This window comes from Ottowia pentelensis, from assembly GCF_964341695.1.
The window spans coordinates 2292523-2310083 of record NZ_OZ224513.1 but is presented as its reverse complement, the minus strand read 5'-3'; the positions used below and the strand labels follow the sequence as shown (position 1 = coordinate 2310083).

Sequence of the window (17561 nt, the reverse complement as noted above, 5' to 3'; positions counted from 1 at the left end):
TTTGGCTCTGAATCAACGGCCCGCGGCGCCGTAGCCCAGCGCGGCTGAAATCTCGCGCGCCGTCTGCTGCAGCTTGGGCAGCCAGCCGTCGTCCAGCCGGTCGGCCGGCGCCGAGATCGACAGGCCGGCGATCAGGTTGCCCTGGTCGTCGTGAATGCCGGCGGCCATGCAGCGCACGCCCAGCTCCAGTTCTTCGTTGTCGTAGGCCACGCCGGCGTGGCGCGCCTTGACCAGCTCGCGCTCGAGCTGGGGCAACTGCGTGATGCTGTTGCGCGTGTGGCCGGGCAGGCCGGTGCGCGTGGCGTAGGCGCGCACGCGCTGCAGGTCCTCGGTGGCCAGAAACAGCTTGCCGGTGGAAGTCAGGTGCAGCGGCGCGCGCCCGCCGATGGCGCGCACCACCTGCATGCCCGAGCGCTCGCTGAGCGCACGCTCGACATACACGATCTCGTCGCCCTGGCGCACGCTCAGGTTCACCGGCTGCTGGGTCAGGCGGTGCAGTTCGCGCATCGGCTGCAGGGCGGCGTCGCGCACCGACAGCCGCGCCTTGACCAGGTTGCCGAGCTCCAGCAGGCGCATGCCCAGGCGGTAGGTGCCGGCCTCGGGGCGGTCGACGAAGCGGCCCACCGTCAGGTCGTTGAGGATGCGGTGCGTGGTGGAGGGGTGCAGGCCCGCCTGCTCGCTGATGTCCTTCAGCGCCATGGCGTCCTCGCGCCCGGCCAGCACCTCGATGAGCGTGAACATGCGCTCGATCACCTGGATCGTCGGCGTCTGGTGGGTGTCGAGGCGGGGCTTGCGCATGGCGGCGGGGCTCAGGTGGGGCGCCGCAAGGATACGCTGATCGGCCGGGCGGGCGCCAGCACGGCGCCGTCGCTGCGCCAGCGCCCGTCCAGCAGGCGCTCCAGCGGCCGAAAGTGCGCCTTGTAGGCCATCTTGGGACTGCCCTCGATCCAGTAGCCGAGGTAGACGTAGGGCAGGCCCAGGCGGCGCGCCTGCTCGATCTGCCACAGCACGCCCCAGGTGCCGAAGCTGGCGCGGGCGTCGGGGTCGTAGAAGGTGTAGACCGCCGACAGGCCGTCGCGCAGCAGGTCGACGATGGAGACCATGCGCAGCACGCCGGGGGCGCCGCCGGTGCCCGGCTCGCGAAACTCCACCAGGCGCGAGTCGACGTGGCTTTGCAGCAGGAACTGGGTGTACTGGTCGATGCTGTCGTGGTCCATGCCGCCACCGGTGTGCCGGCGCGTCTGGTAGCGCAGATAAAGCTGGTAGTGCTCGGGCAGGTAGCGCAGCTTGAGCACGCGCGCCTGCAGCTGCCCATGGTGCGCCTGGGCGCGGCGCTGGCTGCGGTCGGGCCGAAAGTCCGCCACGCGCACGCGCACCGGCACGCAGGCGTGGCAGCCGTCGCACCAGGGGCGGTAGGTGAACATGCCGCTGCGCCGAAAGCCCTGGCGCACCAGGTCGGCGTAGATGTCGGTGCTGATCAGGTGGCTGGGCGTGGCCACCTGCGAGCGCGCCTGGCGGCCCGGCAAATAACTGCAGGGGTAGGGCGCCGTGGCATAAAACTGCAGGGTTTGGAGCGGCAGATCCTTGAGGTGCGTCACGGTGGGCCCAACGTCATCTCGGTCCAGTATACGGGCTTGAATTGCCACGCGGGGGCGGGCTGCACGGCCAGCGCCTGCACCTGCTCGACGAAGGCGCCGCGCGGCACCGGCGCCGCTCCCAGCGAGGCCAGGTGCCCGGTCTGCTGCTGGCAGTCGATCAGCGGCAGGCGGTGGTGGCGCGCCCAGGCCACCAGCGCGGCCAGCGCCAGCTTGGAACCGTCGGTGACGGTGGTGAACATCGATTCACCGAACACCATGCGCCCGATGCCCACGCCGTACAACCCCGCCACCAGCCGGCCGTCGACCCAGGTCTCCACGCTGTGCGCGTGGCCGGCCGCGTGCAGCGCCTGGTAGGCGCGGCGCATCGCGGGGCCGATCCAGGTGCCCGACTGCCCCGGGCGCGGCGCCTGCGCGCAGGCGGTGATGACTTGGTCGAAGGCGCTGTCCATGCGGATTTCGCAGCGCCCGTCGCGCACGAAGCGCTGCAGCGTGCGGCGCAGCGAGCGGTGCAGGCGAAAGCGCGCCGGCGCCAGCACCATGCGCGGGTCGGGGCTCCACCACAGGATGGGCTCGCCGGCGCTGAACCACGGAAACAGGCCCGAGCCGTAGGCGGCCAGCAGGCTGGGCACGTCCAGCGCGCCGCCGGCGGCCACCAGGCCAGGGGCGGGCGAGTGCTCGGGCCAGGCCTGGCTGGCGGGTGGAAACGGCGCGCCCGGCCGCAGCACCGGCAGTGCCGGCGTGGCGCTCATTGCTTGGGTGACCAGGCGATGGCCGACTCGTGCACGCCGAAGCGGCCGAGCGCGCGGTCGGCCAGATAGGCCTTGAGCGTGTCGCGCACGGTCAGAAAGGCGATTTCGTCCCACGGGATTTCGGCCTCGCTGAACAGGCGCGCCTCCAGTGTCTCGCTGCCGGGGTCGAAGCGTGCGCTGCGCAGCCGCGCCAGGTAAAAAAAGTGCACCTGGCCCACGCGCGGAATGCTGATGGCGCTGAAGAAAGGGCCCATCTCGAAGTCGGCGCCGGCTTCCTCCACGGTCTCGCGCGCGGCGCCCTCGGCCATGGTCTCGCCCATCTCCATGAAGCCGGCCGGCAGCGTCCACTTGCCCAGGCGCGGCTCGATGGCGCGCTTGCACAGCAGCACGCGATCGTCCAGGTAGGGCACGGTGCCCACCACCATCAGCGGGTTGACGTAATGAATCTTGCCGCAGGACGGGCAGATGGCGCGCTCGCGCGTGTCGCCGTCGTCGGGCACGCGATAGACCACCGGCGTGCCGCAGGCCTGGCAATACTTGATCGGGTCATGATGCGTCACCCGATCAGTTTAGGGCAACGTGCAGACACACTCGGTTCGCCGCTTTCGTGTTTAATCGAACGCGTGGGATGCCAGACGTGGCAGGGGGCCGCGGGCGGCATCGCTTGTGAAAGGAATCAACCATGAACGCTTCTTCCATCCGTACCTCCCGCGCCGCCGTGGCGGCCGTCACCGCGTCGGCGCTGCTGCTGGCGGGCTGCGCCAACATGAGTGAAACCCAGCGCAACTCGGCCATCGGCGCCGGCGTGGGCGCGGTCGCCGGCGGCCTGATCGGTGACGGCAAGGGCGCCGTCATCGGCGCGGGCGTGGGCGCCTTGGGTGGTTATGCCTGGTCGCGCTACATGGAAAACAAGCGCACGCAAATGCAGCAGGCCACGGCCGGCACCGGCGTGCAGGTCACGCAAACGCCGGACAACCAGCTCAAGCTGAACATTCCCAACGACGTCTCGTTCGCCACCAACAGCGCCGCCATCGAGCCGCGCCTGCGCCCCATCCTGGACCAGTTCGCGCAGGGCCTGGGCCAGCAGCCGGGCATGGAGGTGAACATCGTCGGCTACACCGACTCCACCGGCAACGACGCCATCAACAACCCGCTGTCGCTGGCGCGCGCCAACAGCGTGCGCGACTACCTGTCGGCGCGCGGCGTGCCGGCCCGCACCATTCGCACCGAAGGCCGCGGCTCGCACGAGCCGATTGCCAGCAACGCCACCGAGGCCGGCCGCGCGCAGAACCGCCGGGTCGAGATCTACCTGGGCGAGCGCGCCGCGCAGACCTCGTCGGCCGCGCCGGCGCCGACCTACAACGCGCCGGTCGGCCGGCCGGCGCGCTGAAGCCCGACACGGCGGTCACCCGACATGAAGCTCTACAACTACTTCCGTTCCTCGGCCTCGTTTCGGGTGCGCATCGCGCTGCAGCTCAAGGGCCTGGCCTACGACTACGTGCCCGTGCACCTGGCCAAGGGCGAGCAAAAGGCGGAGGCCTTCGGCGCCGTCACGGCCGAGCACCTGGTGCCCGTGCTGGAGCTGGCGGACGGCCGGCGCCTGACGCAGTCCATGGCCATCATCGAGTACCTCGACGAGGCCCACCCGCAACCCGCGCTGCTGCCCGCCGATGCGCTGGGCCGCGCGCGCGTGCGGGCGCTGGCGCAGCTCATTGCCTGCGAGGTGCACCCGCTCAACAACCTGCGCGTGCTCAAGTACCTGGTGCACGAGCTGAAGGTGTCCGAGGCCGCCAAGAACGACTGGTACAAGCACTGGGTGCGCCTGGGCCTGCTGGCCTGCGAGGCGCACCTGGCCGAGCAGCCCGGGCGCTTCAGCCACGGCGACGCGCCCACGCTGGCCGACTGCTGCCTGGTGCCGCAGATCTTCAACGCCCAGCGCTTCGACTGCGACCTGAGCGGCCTGCCGCGCACCCTGGCGGTGTTCGACGCCTGCATGAAGCTCAGTGCCTTCCAGAAGGCCCAGCCCTCGGCCTGCCCGGACGCCGAGTGATGCGCGGCGCCGAGGGGCTGGTGCCCGACTGGCCGGCACCGCCGTCCGTGCGCGCCGTGTTCAGCACGCGCGGCCGGGGCGCCCATGATGGCGCATCCGCCGCGCCGTTCGACTTCTTCAACCTGGGTGATCACGTGGGCGACGACCCGGCGGCCGTTGCCGCCAACCGCGAGCGCCTGCGGCGCGCGCTGGGCGTGCGCCCGATCTACCTGAACCAGGTGCACGGCAGCGAGGTGCTGGCGCTGCATCCGGATCTGCCCGATGGCGCCCGTGCCGATGCCGCGCTGACCGACCGCCCCGGCCTGGCCTGCACCGTGATGGTGGCCGACTGCCTGCCGGTGCTCTTCACCGACCTGCGCGGTCGCGCCGTGGCCGCCGCCCACGCCGGCTGGCGCGGCCTCGCGGGCGGCGTGCTGGAAGCGACCTTGAAGCAATTTCGCGCCCTGGCCGGCATGCAGCAAGCGCCAGCAGCTATCGATAATGAAGTAAACGAGATCATCGCCTGGCTCGGCCCCTGCATCGGACCGCGGGCCTTCGAGGTGGGGCCGGAGGTGCGCGCCGCCTTTGTCGGCGGTGATGCCGGTGCCGCCGCCTGCTTCATCGCCCAGGCCGACGGCAAGTACCTGGCCGACCTGCCCGCGCTGGCGCGGCGCCGGCTGGCCGCGGCGGGCGTGGCGCGCGCGTACGGCAACGATGGCGGCGCCGACTGGTGCACCGTGGGCAACGCGGCGCGCTTTTTTTCGTACCGGCGCGACCAGCGGCGCCTGGGCGGCAGCGGCCGCATGGCCGCATGCATCTGGCGGGTTTGAGCTTCGCCGCTTGCCGCGCCATGGCCGCGCGCGTATAAAAATGAAAATGCTTTGAAGGTGGCATGCGCGCTGTGCCATGATGGCGGCGTGGCATGGGCGATGCCGATCGCATGCGTCGGCGCCGCCATCGGCCCACCTGGCAGCAAGACACCATGGCTTTTGAAGGAGACGGAGCATGAACCCGGAGCAGATTCTTTCCGCCTGGCAGCAGTGGTTCAGCGGCGGCACACCGCCCGGGTTTCCGTCCATGCAGGGCAGCCTGCGAGAGGGTTGGACCAAGGCGCTGGAGCAGTTCCAGAACTTCGACGCGGGCGAGCTGGGCCTGCCGGCCGGCCAGGGCGCGGTGCCGCAGATTCGCTTCGAGCCGCAGCAGCTGCAAGAGGTGCACCAGGGCTACCTGAAGGAAGCCGCCGAGCTGTGGAACCAGTCGCTGCAGTCCAGCCTGTCGCTGGGCGACCGGCGCTTCAAGGGCGAGGCCTGGGAGCGCAACCCCATGGCCTCGTTTGCCGCCGCGGTATACCTGCTCAACGCGCGCACCCTGATGTCGCTGGCCGAGGCGGCCGAGACCGATGCCAAGACCAAGGCGCGCCTGCGTTTTGCCGTCGAGCAGTGGGCGGCCGCCAGCGCGCCCAGCAACTTCCTGGCCTTCAACGCCGAGGCGCTGACCAAGGCCGTGGCCACCAAGGGCGAGTCGCTGGCGCGCGGCGTGCAGAACGTGCTGACCGACATGCGCCAGGGCCATGTGTCGATGACCGACGAGAGCCTGTTCGAGGTCGGCAAGAACGTCGCCACCACCGAGGGCGCGGTGGTGTTCGAGAACGCGTTTTTCCAGCTCATCGAATACAAGCCGCTCACTGCCAAGGTGCACGAGCGGCCGTTCTTGCTGGTGCCGCCGTGCATCAACAAGTTCTACATCCTCGATTTGCAGCCCGCCAACTCCTTCATCCGCTACGCCGTCAGCCAGGGCATGCGCACCTTCGTGGTCAGCTGGCGCAACCCCGACGCGTCGATGGAAAAGGCCACCTGGGACGACTACATCGAGCAGGCGGCCATCAAGGCCATCGCCACGGTGCAGGACATCAGCGGCGCCAAGCAGATCAACGCGCTGGGCTTTTGCGTCGGCGGCACCATCCTGACCACCGCGCTGGCGGTGCTGGCCGCGCGCGGCCAAAAGCCGGTGGCGGCGCTGACGCTGCTGACCACGCTGATCGACTTCAGCGACACCGGCATCCTGGACGTCTTCGTCGACGAAGGCGTGGTCAAGTTCCGTGAAATGCAGATGGGCAAGGGCGGCATGATGAAGGGCCAGGACATGGCCAGCACCTTCAGCTTCCTGCGGCCCAACGACCTGGTGTGGAACTACGTGGTGGGCAACTACCTCAAGGGCGAGACGCCGCCGCCGTTCGACCTGCTGTACTGGAACAGCGACTCGACCAACCTGCCGGGGCCGTTCTACACCTGGTACCTGCGCCACACCTACCTGCAAAACGAGCTGGTCAAGCCCGGCAAGCTCACCGTGTGCGGCGAGAAGATCGACCTGCGCAAGCTCGACATTCCGGTCTACGTCTACGGCTCACGCGAAGACCACATCGTGCCGATTGCCGGCTCCTATGCGTCCACCCAGCACCTGCCGGGCGAGCGGCGCTTCGTCATGGGCTCCTCGGGCCACATCGCCGGCGTCATCAACCCGCCGGCGGCCAACAAGCGCAGCCACTGGCTGCGCGAGGACGGCCAGTTTCCCAAGAACGTGCAGGACTGGATCGCCGGCGCCACCGAAAAGCCCGGCAGCTGGTGGACCGACTGGTCCGCCTGGCTGACCCGCCACGCCGGCAAGCAGATCGCCGCGCCCAAGAGCTACGGCAAGGCCGGCAAGTACAAGGCCATCGAGCCGGCACCGGGCCGCTACGTCAAGGCCAAGGCCTGATTCAGAGTCAAATCGGCCGACAGCCCCCATCCATCAAGCGCAAACAGCTATCAATAGGAGAGCAAATCATGGAAGACATCGTCATTGTTTCGGCCGTTCGCACCGCCGTCGGCAAGTTCGGCGGCTCGCTGGCCAAGGTGCCGGCGACCGAACTGGGCAGCATCGCCATCAAGGCCGCGCTGGAGCGCGCCAAGCTCGGCCTCGACCAGGTGGGCGAGGTCATCATGGGCCAGGTGCTGTGCGCTGGCAGCGGCCAGAACCCGGCGCGCCAGGCGCTGATCAAGGCCGGCATCACCAAGGAAACGCCGGCGCTCACCATCAACGCCGTCTGCGGCTCGGGCCTGAAGGCGGTGATGCTGGCCGCGCAGGCCGTCGCCACGGGCGACAGCGAGATCGTGGTGGCCGGCGGCCAGGAGAACATGAGCGCCAGCCCGCACGTGCTGCTGGGCAGCCGCGACGGCCAGCGCATGGGCGACTGGAAGATGATCGACTCGATGATCGTCGACGGCCTGTGGGACGTCTACAACCACTACCACATGGGCATCACGGCCGAGAACGTGGCCAGGCAAGAGGGCATCACGCGCGCCATGCAGGACGAGCTGGCGCTGGCCAGCCAGACCAAGGCCATCGCCGCGCAGGCCGCCGGCCGGTTCAAGGACGAGATCACGCCCGTCAGCATTGCGCAGCGCAAGGGCGACCCGGTGGTGTTCGACGCCGACGAGCACATCAACAAGAAGACCACCGCCGAGGTGCTGGCCGCCCTCAAGCCCGCCTTCGACAAGACCGGCAGCGTGACGGCCGGCAACGCCAGCGGCATCAACGACGGCGCCGCCGCCGTGGTGGTCATGACGGCCAAGAAGGCGCAGGCGCTGGGCCTCAAGCCGCTGGCGCGCATCAAGGCCTACGGCATGAGCGGGCTCGACCCCGCCACCATGGGCCTGGGCCCGGTGTCGGCCACCAAGAAGGCGCTGCAGCGCGCCGGCTGGGGCGTGGGCGACGTCGACCTGTTCGAGCTGAACGAAGCCTTTGCCGCGCAGGCCTGCGCCGTCAACAAGCTGCTGGGCATCGACGCCGCCAAGGTCAACGTCAACGGCGGCGCCATCGCGCTGGGCCACCCCATCGGCGCCAGCGGCTGCCGCATCCTGGTCACCCTGCTGTACGAGATGCAGCGCCGTGGCGCGAAAAAGGGCCTGGCCAGCCTGTGCATCGGCGGCGGCATGGGCGCGGCGATGGCGGTGGAGCGCGTTTGAGGCTGTGGCGGTGACGCGGCGGGCGACCGACGCAAACCCGCATTCGGCAGGCGCCCCGATTTGAGTTAAATTGGCTTGGCTGGCGGCCCGCATCGGCCGCAGCAAGCTATCAGTTTTGTAGTCAAACCAGGAGACAGCAAATGAGTCAGAAAGTAGCTTATGTCACCGGAGGCATGGGTGGGATCGGTACCGCGATTTGTCGTCGCCTGCACAAGGAGGGCTTCAAGGTCATTGCCGGCTGCGGCCCCACGCGCGACGCGCAAAAGTGGCTGGACGAGCAAAAGGCCGACGGCTACACCTTCTACGCCAGTGTCGGCAACGTCAGCGACTGGCAGTCCACCACCGACGCCTTCACCAAGGCCAAGGCCGAACACGGCCCGATCGACGTGCTGGTCAACAACGCCGGCATCACGCGCGACCGCATGTTCCTGAAGATGTCGCGCGAGGACTGGGACGCCGTGATCGACACCAACCTCAACAGCATGTTCAACGTCACCAAGCAGGTGGTGCCCGACATGGTCGAGCGCGGCTTTGGCCGCATCATCCAGATCAGCTCGGTCAACGGCCAGAAGGGCCAGGCGGGGCAGACCAACTACTCGGCCGCCAAGGCGGGCATGCACGGCTTTTCGATGGCGCTGGCGCAGGAAATGGCCAACAAGGGCGTCACCGTCAACACCATCAGCCCCGGCTACATCGGCACCGACATGGTCAAGGCCATCCGCCCCGACGTGCTCGAAAAAATCGTCGCCACCATCCCGGTCAAGCGCCTGGGCACGCCCGAGGAGATCGGCTCCATCGTCGCCTGGCTGGCCGGTGAGGACTCGGGCTTCACCACCGGCGCCAACTTCGCCTGCAACGGCGGCCTGCACATGGAGTGAGGGCCCGCGCCCTGCGCACCAGCCCCGCCTTGGCGGGGCCTTTCGCATCAGCCCCGCCAAGGCGGGGCTTTTTTTGCGGCCGCGTCAGGCCAGTGCCGGCGCGGCCTGTTTGCGAAACACCAGCACCAGCCCGGCCAGGATGCCCACCATGCCCGCCAGCGCCAGCGGCGCCATGGCGTTGCCCAGCAGCAGGTAGTCCAGGATCACCGTGACCACCGGCACCAGGTACAGCAGGCTGGTGACGTTGACCAGGTTGCCGCGCTGGATCAGCCGGTAAAACAGCAGCTGCGCGCCGACCGAGATCACCAGCCCCAGGTACAGCAGGGGCAGCAGGAACTGCGCATTCCACTCGAAGCGAAACGGCTCGAAGGGCAGGAAGAACGCATACAGCACCAGCGTCACCGCGTACTGCAGCGGCAGCACCTCGGCCGGCGCCTGCCGGATGCGCTTTTGCATCAGCGCGCCGAAGGTCATCGACAGCAGCGCGCCCAGCGCCAGCAGCAGGCCCAGGGTCGATATCTGCGCCTGCACCAGGCTTTGGTACACCACCAGCACCAGCCCGCCCAGGGCCAGCAGCAGGCCGGCCAGCCGCCCGGCCGAAAAGCGCCGCTCGGTCAGCAGCAGCGTCAGGATCGGCTGGATGCCCAGCAAGGTGGCCAAAAGCCCCGGCGTGATGCCGTGCGCCATGGCCTGGAAGTAAAAGGCCGAATAGAGGCCGATCAGCAGCAGCCCGGTGGCCGCCACGTACCAGCGCGTGCCGGCCAGCGGCCACCAGCGCCGCCCGCGCAGGCCCAGCGCCAGCAGGGCCGCCAGCGCCAGGCCGTAGCGCAGCATCAGCACGGCGACGACCGAGCTGTGGTCCAGCGCCCAGCGGGTGGCGGTGGCGCCGCTGCCCCACAGCAGAACAAAGGTGGACATGGCCAGCGCGGCCGTCCAGGAGAAGGATTTTGAAGTCATGATTTGGCTTGTCTGTCGAAACGGAGAGGCGACCCCGGCCCGTCACCGACGCCAAGCGTCGAGACGGCCGTTGCAACAACGAGAGGGGCCGCAGGGCGGGCTGAAGAATCAGCCCGGGGCGCGTGCGCAGGGCGGGTGAACGCCGGGCGGCGCGCTGCCCGCCGCAGGGGGCGGGGCGACAGAAAAGCCGAAAGGAGGGTTGGACGCACGCACGCGGCCAGCGGGCACGATGGCCGTGCGGGTGGCAAACGATGAAAAGGCGACGTGCGAGTCCATGGGCGTGCTCGAAGAGAAGCCTGCATTTTATGGCGAACCGGCCGCGGGGATAATTCGCCCCATGCCCACCGACCTTTCACCGTGGCGGCTGTCGGTTGCGCCCATGTTGGATTGGACGGACAAGCACTGCCGCTTTTTCCACCGCCAACTGACGCAAAAGACCCGCCTGTACACCGAGATGGTGACCACCGGCGGCCTGCTGCACGGCAGCGAGCGCCGCCACCTGCGCCTGGACGACTGCGAGCACCCCGTGGCCCTGCAGCTGGGCGGCAGCGAGCCGCACGAGCTGGCGCGCTGCGCGCAGATCGGCGCGCGCTGGGGCTACGACGAGATCAACCTCAACTGCGGCTGCCCCAGCGAGCGCGTGCAGCGCGGCGCTTTCGGCGCCTGCCTGATGGCCGAGCCCACGCTGGTCGCCGATTGCGTGAAGGCGATGGTGGACGCCGTGGACGTGCCCGTCACCGTCAAGCACCGCATCGGCATCGACCGCGAGGAGAGCTACGCCTTCGTGCGCGACTTTGTCGGCGCCGTGGCCCAGGCGGGCTGCCGCGTGTTCATCGTGCACGCGCGCAACGCCTGGCTCAAGGGCCTGAGCCCGAAGGAAAACCGCGAGATCCCGCCGCTGCGTCACGAGCTGGTCTATCGGCTCAAGCGCGAGTTTCCGCAGCTCAGCATCGTGCTCAACGGCGGCGTGACGAGCGACGCGCAGATCGCCGCCCACCTGCAGCAGGTGGACGGCGTGATGCTGGGGCGTGAGGCCTATCACCACCCCTGGCCGATGACCGGCTGGGACGCGCGCTTTTGGGGCGGCGCGCCCAACCCGCGCACGCGCGCCGAGGTCGAGGCCGCCATGGTGGCCTACATGCAGCGCGAGGCCATCGAGGATGGCACGCCCTGGTCCGCCATCGCGCGCCACATGCTGGGCCTGCACCACGGCGAGCGCGGCGCACGCCTGTGGCGCCAGATCTGGAGCGACCACCGGCGCAAGCCGCTACCGGCCGCCGAGGTGGCCGCGCAGGCGGCGGCGGTGCTGGCCGAGCGGCAGGCGCAGGCGCTGGCGTCGATTTGAAGCAAAATTCGGCTCTAGACAGCACCAGGCAAGCGCGAGCAGCTATCGAATCAGGATTTACCGGTGCCGATGGGCGGTGGCTCGCCAAGGGGCTTGGGTGGGCAGCTTCGCTCCTGTCCCCCGCTGTCCGTCTGCGACGGCCAGTTCCTCCTCGCTGCGCTGCCCACCCGAGCCCCTTGGCGGGAAGCGGCGGTCACGCCCCCAGCGGCCAGCTCGGCCGGCGATGCAGCGGATCAGGTCGTCGGGGTGCCCGGCGCAGTGAAGTGAAGGAGGAGCCGGCCGCAGGCCGGCGGGGGACATGAACGAAGCCGGGCACCCCGACGGCCTGATCCCACCCCGAGGCCGGCATGCTTGATCGACTCGAATACCATCCCGCATGATGGCCCGTTGCTCATCAAACAATAGCTGCTCGCGCTTTGTGGACAAGCGCCAGAGGCCAAAATGGCAGTGATTTTTCGACCCTGTAACCGAGACACCCCATGACCCACCTGCGCACCCGCGCCGTGCACGCCGGCCAGCACCCCGACCCCGCCACCGGCGCCATCACCACGCCCATCTCCCAGACCACCGCCTTTGCCCTGGGCACGCTGGAGCAGGGCGCCGCCCTGTTCGCCGGCCAGGCCGACGGCTACCGCTACAGCCGCTTCGCCAACCCCACCGTGGCGGCGCTGGAGGCCAAGCTGGCCGACCTCGAAGGCGCCGCCGCCGCGGTCGCCTTTGCCAGCGGCACGGCGGCCTGCTCGTCGCTGCTGCTGGGCCTGCTGCAGCCCGGCGACGAACTGGTCTTTCTGGGCCCCTTGTACGGCGGCACGGAAGGCCTGCTGCGCGGCATGGGCGAGCGCTGGGGCATCCGGGTGGTCGATGCCACGACCGGCGGCCTGGCCGCCGCGCTGACGCCCGCCACCCGCATGGTCTGGGTCGAGACGCTCACCAACCCCACGCTGCGCCTGCACGACCTGGCCGAGGTGGCGCGCCTGGCCCGTGCGCATGGGGCCATCAGCGTGGCCGACAACACCTTTTGCACGCCCATGCTGGCGCGCCCGCTGGAGCAGGGCATCGACCTGGTGCTGCATTCCATGACCAAGTACCTGGGCGGCCACGGCGACGCCACCGGCGGCATCGTGGCCGGCAGTGCGGAACTGATCGCGCCCGTGCGCAAGACCGGCCTGGGCCACGTCGGCGGCAACCTGGCGCCGGCCGAGGCCTATCTGTTCTTGCGCGGCATCAAGACCCTGCCGCTGCGCATGGCCGCGCACTGCGAGGGCGCGCTGGCGGTGGCGCAGTTTCTGCAATCGCACCCCGCCGTGCGCACCGTGCACTACCCCGGCCTGCCCAGCCACCCGCAGCACGACCTGGCGCGCCGCCAGCTGCAGGGTGGCTTTGGCGGCATGGTCACGTTCGAGCTGGCGCGCGACGAGCGCGCCGAGGCCGCCCGCGTGCTCGACCGCCTGCAGCTCTTCACCCAGGCCGTGTCGCTGGGCGACGTCGACAGCCTGGCCTGCCACCCGGCCAGCACCACGCACAGCTTTGTGCCGCAGCAGGCGCGCGAGGCGGCCGGCGTGGGCGAGGGCATGATCCGCCTGAGCGTGGGGATCGAGCATCCGGATGATTTGGTGGCGGACTTGGGGCAGGCGCTGGGGTGAAATCAGGTGGGCGGATACGCTCCGAGTCGCAAGTTGCTCTGATCCACGTCGCCAATTTGCGTGTGGCCGCAGAAGGCTATCGCGCTGTCCAGTTTCTTGCGGATGATGTTCGGAGAATTTCATCCGAGCATGATTTCAGGGATTTCTCTCGCCGTGCTCTGAACTTTCAGTGGCTTTGAAGGTGGTTGCCAACTGCTTGGAAGAAGCGTTTTGATGAGAGTATCTTGACCATACGTGTCGCATCCCGGACGATCATAAGGTCGCTTGTGAAACAGATGCGGGCTCTCCTGATACCACTGCTTCATGGTCTGCATAGGCGTCTTGCTGCCCAGCGCTGACTGCGGCAGTTGGTGGTTGTACAGGGCCACATAACGCAGCAAGGTCTGCTCCATGTCCTCGCGGCTGTTGAACCTGTGCGTCTTGAGCACGTCGGCAATGCGACCGTTGAACCTCTCCACCATGCCATTGGTCCTGGGCGTTCTGGGCTTGGTCAGGCGGTGTTCGATCCCCAACTCGTCGCACAACTGATCGAACTCGTGGTTGCCGCTGGGCTGGCGCTCGCGGCTGGCAAACAGGCGATCGGTGAACTCCTTGCCGTTGTCGGTCAGCAGCTTGTGGATCTTGATCGGGCAGGCCTTGTGCAGTGCCTTCAGGAAGGACTGTGCACTGGCGGCGGTCTTGTTGGCCTTGAGGGCCACGTACACCCAGCGCGTGGCCCGGTCGATGGCCACGAACAGGTAGCGCCGACTGCTCTCATCCTGCATCTGGGGCAGGTACTTCACATCCATGTGCACATAGCCCGGCTCGTAGCTCTTGAAGGCCTTGTGGGCCACGGTAGGCTCCTGGGGCTTGAGGGCATTGAGGTTGCCCGCGCCATGGCGGCGCAGGCACCGATCCAGGCCTGAGCGCGAGACATGGGGGCAAATGAACTCCCGCGTGACAGCCAGCAGGTCATCCAGGGGCAGCAGCAAGGTGCGCCGCAGGTGCACCACCACGCTCTCTTGCGCCGGCGTGAGCACCGTCTGCAGGCGATGGGCCGTGTGCGAGCGATCCCCAAAGACCTGGCGCTTCTTCCACTTGTAGACCGTTTGCTCGGTGATGCCAAAGCGCTGGGCCAGGACACTGGCGGTCTCGTGGCTGGCCGCGATCTCGGCGCGCACGGCCGGTGTCGTGCGGGCGTTCTTGTGCAGGGCTATCAGCATGGCGTGGCACTCCCGGTGGCTTGCAAGGACTCTATCAACTCCCGCAATACGGCTCGGGCCATGAACAGCGGGTAGCGGTTTTCATCTATGCAATCGTCCGGGATGCGACAGCTACGGAAAGTGCTGCGAAGAACGAAATTACGAGTAGGAGGTTTGATGCGCTAAATGTGATCGCTTGCGCTTCTGGTGGTTCGAATGAACGAACTGATTCTGGACGAGTCGTTGCAACTACGAACGATGCAACAGCGACTAGCAGACTCAGAACTGTTGACACGACGGTAATTGGCGAACGATTGAACTCCTCAGTAGCATTTTCCTTGAGTGGCATGATCCTCCTTCGTGCGCGTAGTTGTGATTTATCCAACGAGTGTGGATGTGACCGATAAGCCAAAATTTTAAAACTGCGCGGAACGTTTTTCTGTCTGAATGTGACGGATCGAAGTCTTTATATTTTTCTGTGCACTCAAGTGGTTGAGCCGCCCTCGCCGATCTGAGACCGCTGCAGCGCCACCTGCACTTTCATGATCCCAGCGTTGATTCACACCACCGGAAACGTCCCCGCCCTCAGAATGCTCCGATCCACATTCCCAATCTGCGTATGCCCGCAAAACGCCATGGTGGTGTCCAACTCCTTGTGGATGATCTCCAGCGCCTTGGCCACGCCCGCTTCGCCCGCCGCGCCCAGGCCCCACAAAAAGGCGCGGCCGATGTAGGTGCCGCGGGCGCCCAGGGCCCAGGCCTTCAGCACGTCTTGCCCGCTGCGGATGCCGCTGTCCATGTGCACTTCGATCTGTTTGCCGACGGCATCGACGATGGCGGGCAGGGCGTGGATGGCCGACGGCGCGCCGTCGAGTTGGCGGCCGCCGTGGTTGCTGACGATGAGCGCGTCGGCGCCGCTGTCCACCGCCAGGCGTGCGTCCTCCGCTTCCATGATGCCCTTGATGATGATCTTGCCGCCCCAGCGCTTCTTGATCCATTCGACGTCGCCCCAGTTCAGGCGCGGGTCGAACTGGTCGGCCGTCCAGGCGCCCAGGTTGCTCATGTCGGTCACGCCCTTGACGTGGCCGTGGATGTTGCCGAACTGGCGCCTTTTTGTGCCCGCCATGCCCATGATCCAGCGCGGCTTGGTGGCCAGGTTCAGCAGGTTCATCAGGGTGGGCTTGGGCGGGGTCGAGAGGCCGTTCTTGATGTCCTTGTGGCGCTGGCCCAGGATTTGCAGGTCCAGCGTGATGACCAGCGCGCCACAGCCGGCGGCCTTGGCACGGTCGATCAGGCGCTCGATGAAATCGCGGTCGCGCATCACGTACAGCTGAAACCAGAAGCCCGGCCCGGCGTGCTGGGCCACGTCCTCGATCGAGCAGATGCTCATGGTCGACAGCGTGAAGGGCACGCCGAAGGCGCGCGCCGCGCGTGCGGCGGCGATCTCGCCGTCGGCGTGCTGCATGCCCGTGAGGCCAGTGGGCGCCAGCGCCACCGGCATGGCCACGGGCTCGCCGATCATCGTCGTTGCGGTGCTGCGCCCTTCCATGTTGATGGCCACGCGCTGGCGCAGCTGGATGGGCGCGAAGTCGGCCTGGTTGGCGCGGTAGGTGCCCTCGGTCCAGCTGCCGCTGTCGGCATAGTCGTAGAACATGCGCGGCACGCGGCGCTTGGCCAGCACGCGCAGGTCTTCGATGCAGGTGATCTTGCTCAGGTCGGTCATCGTCTCTCCTCAGGTCGTTCGATCGTAGTCGCTTTCAGGCGCCCGCCGCTTGGCACAATGCCCGCCGTGACCGTGGCCGCTTTTCCCTCATCCGTTCCCCCGCAAGAGCTCAGGACCATGGCCGGTCACGCCGCGTCGGTGTGGGTGGGGCAGGTGGCGGTGATGGCCTTCGGCGCGGTCGACACCATCGTGGCCGGCCGTCATTCTGACCTGTCGCTGGCGGCGCTGGCCATCGGCTCGTCGGTGTTCGTCACGGTCTACGTGTCGCTCAACGGCTTGCTGACGGCGCTGCTGCCGATCTGGGCCGAGCTGCACGGCGGGCGCCGGCTGGCGGCCATCGGCCCCTCGGCGCGGCAGTCGCTGTACCTGTGCGCGGCGGCCAGCGTGCTGGGCATGGCGCTGCTGCTGCACCCGCAGCCCATCCTGCGCGCCACCCAGGTGCCGCCCGAGCTGCGCACGGTGGCGGCCGAATACCTGGCCGTGGTGGGCTGGAGCCTGCCGGCGTCGCTGTTGTTTCGCGCCTTCAGCACGCTCAGCCAGGCGCTGGGCAAGCCGCAGCTGGTGAGCTGGCTGCAGGTGGTGGCGCTGGCCGTCAAGGTGCCGCTGTCGGTGGGACTGACCTTCGGCATCTGGGGCCTGCCCGAGCTGGGCGTGGTCGGCTGCGCCTGGGCCACGTTCGCGGTCAACTTCTTTCTGTGCGCGCTGGCGCTGTGGCTGCTGCGCACGCAGCCCTTCTTTGTCGCGCTGGGTTTGTGGCGACGCGTGGAGCCGCCGCACGGCCCCACGCTGCGAGCCTTTGCGCGCCTGGGCGTGCCGGCGGCGCTGACGCTGGTGGTGGAGATCACCTCGTTCACGCTGATGGCGCTGTTCGTCGCGCGCCTGGGCACCACGGCCACGGCGGCGCACCAGATCGCCGCCAACGTCACCGCGCTGCTCTACATGACGCCGCTGGCCCTGGCGATTGCCGCCAGCGCGCGCGTGGGCTACTGGCGCGGCGCCGGCGACGAGGCGCGCGCCCGCGCGCTGGCCCTGCTGGCCGTCAAGCTGGCGCTGGGCCTGGCGCTGCTGATGGCCGCGGCGGTGCTGCTGCTGCGCGGCTGGATCGTCGACATCTACACCGCCCACGCCGGCGTGGCGCTGCTGGCCGCGAAACTGCTGGCCTGGGTGGCGCTGCTGCACGTGTCCGACGCGATGCAGACCGTGTCGATCTTCGTGCTGCGCTGCTACCGGGTCACGCTGGCGCCCTTTGTCGTCTACTGCGTTCTGCTGTGGGGCGTGGGCCTGGGCGGCGGCTACCTGCTGGCCTATCACGGCCTGGGCCCGCTGGCGCCGCAGCTGTCGCCCGCCGCCTTCTGGCAGGCGGCGGCCGGCAGTCTGCTGGTGACGGCGGGGGTGGTGCGCTGGCTGCTGGGGTGGGTGAGTGCGCGGGCGGTGGAGGCCCAAGCCTGAAGGCC

At 68.5% G+C, this 17561-nt stretch carries 15 protein-coding genes and 1 pseudogene; 9 read left to right on the top strand and 7 right to left on the bottom strand.

Translation table 11 applies throughout. The features are described from left to right. Positions 1–12: 12 nt before the first annotated feature. The 4 genes from ACWHMB_RS11210 to ACWHMB_RS11195 are packed head-to-tail and all read right to left on the bottom strand — an operon-like array spanning position 13 to position 2907. On the bottom strand, positions 13–798 hold the full coding sequence (locus ACWHMB_RS11210) for an IclR family transcriptional regulator (RefSeq protein ID WP_293225005.1): 786 nt from the start codon (positions 796–798) through the stop codon (positions 13–15). Positions 799–809: 11 nt separating this feature from the next. Continuing rightward, on the bottom strand, positions 810–1598 hold the full coding sequence (locus ACWHMB_RS11205; RefSeq protein ID WP_377485097.1) for an arginyltransferase: 789 nt from the start codon (positions 1596–1598) through the stop codon (positions 810–812). Continuing rightward, positions 1595–2347 (bottom strand): leucyl/phenylalanyl-tRNA--protein transferase, encoded by a 753-nt coding sequence (aat, locus tag ACWHMB_RS11200; RefSeq protein ID WP_377485096.1) that lies wholly within the window; start codon positions 2345–2347, stop codon positions 1595–1597. The genes ACWHMB_RS11205 and aat overlap by 4 nt, the downstream gene beginning before the upstream one ends. Next, positions 2344–2907 carry an NUDIX hydrolase gene (locus tag ACWHMB_RS11195; protein WP_377485094.1) on the bottom strand — a complete coding sequence of 188 codons (564 nt, stop codon included), beginning with the start codon at positions 2905–2907 and terminating at the stop codon, positions 2344–2346. The genes aat and ACWHMB_RS11195 overlap by 4 nt, the downstream gene beginning before the upstream one ends. 122 nt (positions 2908–3029) lie before the next feature. Between ACWHMB_RS11195 and ACWHMB_RS11190 the strand changes: the two genes are divergently transcribed. The 6 genes from ACWHMB_RS11190 (at position 3030) to phbB (ending at position 9258) form a co-directional block, all read left to right on the top strand. Then, entirely contained in the window at positions 3030–3737 is a 708-nt protein-coding gene (locus tag ACWHMB_RS11190; protein ID WP_377485092.1) for an OmpA family protein, read from the top strand. 24 nt (positions 3738–3761) lie between these two features. Next, on the top strand, positions 3762–4397 hold the full coding sequence (gene maiA / locus ACWHMB_RS11185) for a maleylacetoacetate isomerase (RefSeq protein WP_377485090.1): 636 nt from the start codon (positions 3762–3764) through the stop codon (positions 4395–4397). After that, positions 4397–5206: a peptidoglycan editing factor PgeF gene (pgeF, locus tag ACWHMB_RS11180; protein ID WP_377485088.1), complete on the top strand. Its 810-nt coding sequence runs from the start codon at positions 4397–4399 to the stop codon at positions 5204–5206. Before maiA ends, pgeF begins: the two co-directional genes overlap by 1 nt. 247 nt (positions 5207–5453) lie before the next feature. After that, positions 5454–7130: a PHA/PHB synthase family protein gene (locus ACWHMB_RS11175; protein ID WP_377485421.1), complete on the top strand. Its 1677-nt coding sequence runs from the start codon at positions 5454–5456 to the stop codon at positions 7128–7130. A 68-nt stretch (positions 7131–7198) separates the two neighbouring features. Then, entirely contained in the window at positions 7199–8380 is a 1182-nt protein-coding gene (locus ACWHMB_RS11170) for an acetyl-CoA C-acetyltransferase (RefSeq protein WP_377485086.1), read from the top strand. 140 nt (positions 8381–8520) lie between these two features. Further along, positions 8521–9258: an acetoacetyl-CoA reductase gene (phbB, locus tag ACWHMB_RS11165; RefSeq protein WP_293224990.1), complete on the top strand. Its 738-nt coding sequence runs from the start codon at positions 8521–8523 to the stop codon at positions 9256–9258. An 84-nt stretch (positions 9259–9342) separates the two neighbouring features. Here the strand turns inward: phbB and ACWHMB_RS11160 are convergent, their stop codons facing one another. Further along, positions 9343–10215, bottom strand: a complete 873-nt coding sequence (locus ACWHMB_RS11160) for a DMT family transporter (protein ID WP_377485084.1) — start codon at positions 10213–10215, stop codon at positions 9343–9345. Positions 10216–10552: 337 nt separating this feature from the next. Between ACWHMB_RS11160 and dusA the strand changes: the two genes are divergently transcribed. Both dusA and ACWHMB_RS11150 read left to right on the top strand, forming a co-directional pair. Continuing rightward, a complete protein-coding gene (dusA, locus tag ACWHMB_RS11155; protein ID WP_377485082.1) occupies positions 10553–11560 on the top strand; it encodes a tRNA dihydrouridine(20/20a) synthase DusA in 1008 nt (335 codons plus the stop codon). 479 nt (positions 11561–12039) lie between these two features. Then, complete coding sequence (locus ACWHMB_RS11150) at positions 12040–13203, top strand: trans-sulfuration enzyme family protein (RefSeq protein ID WP_377485080.1); 1164 nt, start codon at positions 12040–12042, stop codon at positions 13201–13203. A 236-nt stretch (positions 13204–13439) separates the two neighbouring features. Here the strand turns inward: ACWHMB_RS11150 and ACWHMB_RS11145 are convergent. Beyond that, positions 13440–14405 (bottom strand): annotated as a pseudogene (locus tag ACWHMB_RS11145) (IS481 family transposase); the annotation flags it as partial. Positions 14406–14943: 538 nt separating this feature from the next. Then, positions 14944–16107, bottom strand: a complete 1164-nt coding sequence (locus ACWHMB_RS11140; RefSeq protein WP_377478489.1) for an alpha-hydroxy acid oxidase — start codon at positions 16105–16107, stop codon at positions 14944–14946. Between the two features lie 117 nt (positions 16108–16224). Between ACWHMB_RS11140 and ACWHMB_RS11135 the strand changes: the two genes are divergently transcribed. Next, a complete protein-coding gene (locus tag ACWHMB_RS11135) occupies positions 16225–17556 on the top strand; it encodes an MATE family efflux transporter (RefSeq protein ID WP_377478487.1) in 1332 nt (443 codons plus the stop codon). Positions 17557–17561: the final 5 nt, after the last annotated feature.

Excerpts from the sequence above, each read along its gene's own strand:
- ACWHMB_RS11210 (WP_293225005.1), bottom strand. The coding sequence starts at position 798 with ATGCGCAAGCCCCGCCTCGACACCCACCAGACGCCGACGATCCAGGTG.
- aat (WP_377485096.1), bottom strand. The coding sequence starts at position 2,347 with ATGAGCGCCACGCCGGCACTGCCGGTGCTGCGGCCGGGCGCGCCGTTT.
- ACWHMB_RS11190 (WP_377485092.1), top strand. The coding sequence starts at position 3,030 with ATGAACGCTTCTTCCATCCGTACCTCCCGCGCCGCCGTGGCGGCCGTC.
- maiA (WP_377485090.1), top strand. The coding sequence starts at position 3,762 with ATGAAGCTCTACAACTACTTCCGTTCCTCGGCCTCGTTTCGGGTGCGC.
- pgeF (WP_377485088.1), top strand. The coding sequence starts at position 4,397 with ATGCGCGGCGCCGAGGGGCTGGTGCCCGACTGGCCGGCACCGCCGTCC.
- ACWHMB_RS11175 (WP_377485421.1), top strand. The coding sequence starts at position 5,454 with ATGCAGGGCAGCCTGCGAGAGGGTTGGACCAAGGCGCTGGAGCAGTTC.
- ACWHMB_RS11170 (WP_377485086.1), top strand. The coding sequence starts at position 7,199 with ATGGAAGACATCGTCATTGTTTCGGCCGTTCGCACCGCCGTCGGCAAG.
- phbB (WP_293224990.1), top strand. The coding sequence starts at position 8,521 with ATGAGTCAGAAAGTAGCTTATGTCACCGGAGGCATGGGTGGGATCGGT.
- ACWHMB_RS11160 (WP_377485084.1), bottom strand. The coding sequence starts at position 10,215 with ATGACTTCAAAATCCTTCTCCTGGACGGCCGCGCTGGCCATGTCCACC.
- dusA (WP_377485082.1), top strand. The coding sequence starts at position 10,553 with ATGCCCACCGACCTTTCACCGTGGCGGCTGTCGGTTGCGCCCATGTTG.
- ACWHMB_RS11150 (WP_377485080.1), top strand. The coding sequence starts at position 12,040 with ATGACCCACCTGCGCACCCGCGCCGTGCACGCCGGCCAGCACCCCGAC.
- ACWHMB_RS11140 (WP_377478489.1), bottom strand. The coding sequence starts at position 16,107 with ATGACCGACCTGAGCAAGATCACCTGCATCGAAGACCTGCGCGTGCTG.
- ACWHMB_RS11135 (WP_377478487.1), top strand. The coding sequence starts at position 16,225 with ATGGCCGGTCACGCCGCGTCGGTGTGGGTGGGGCAGGTGGCGGTGATG.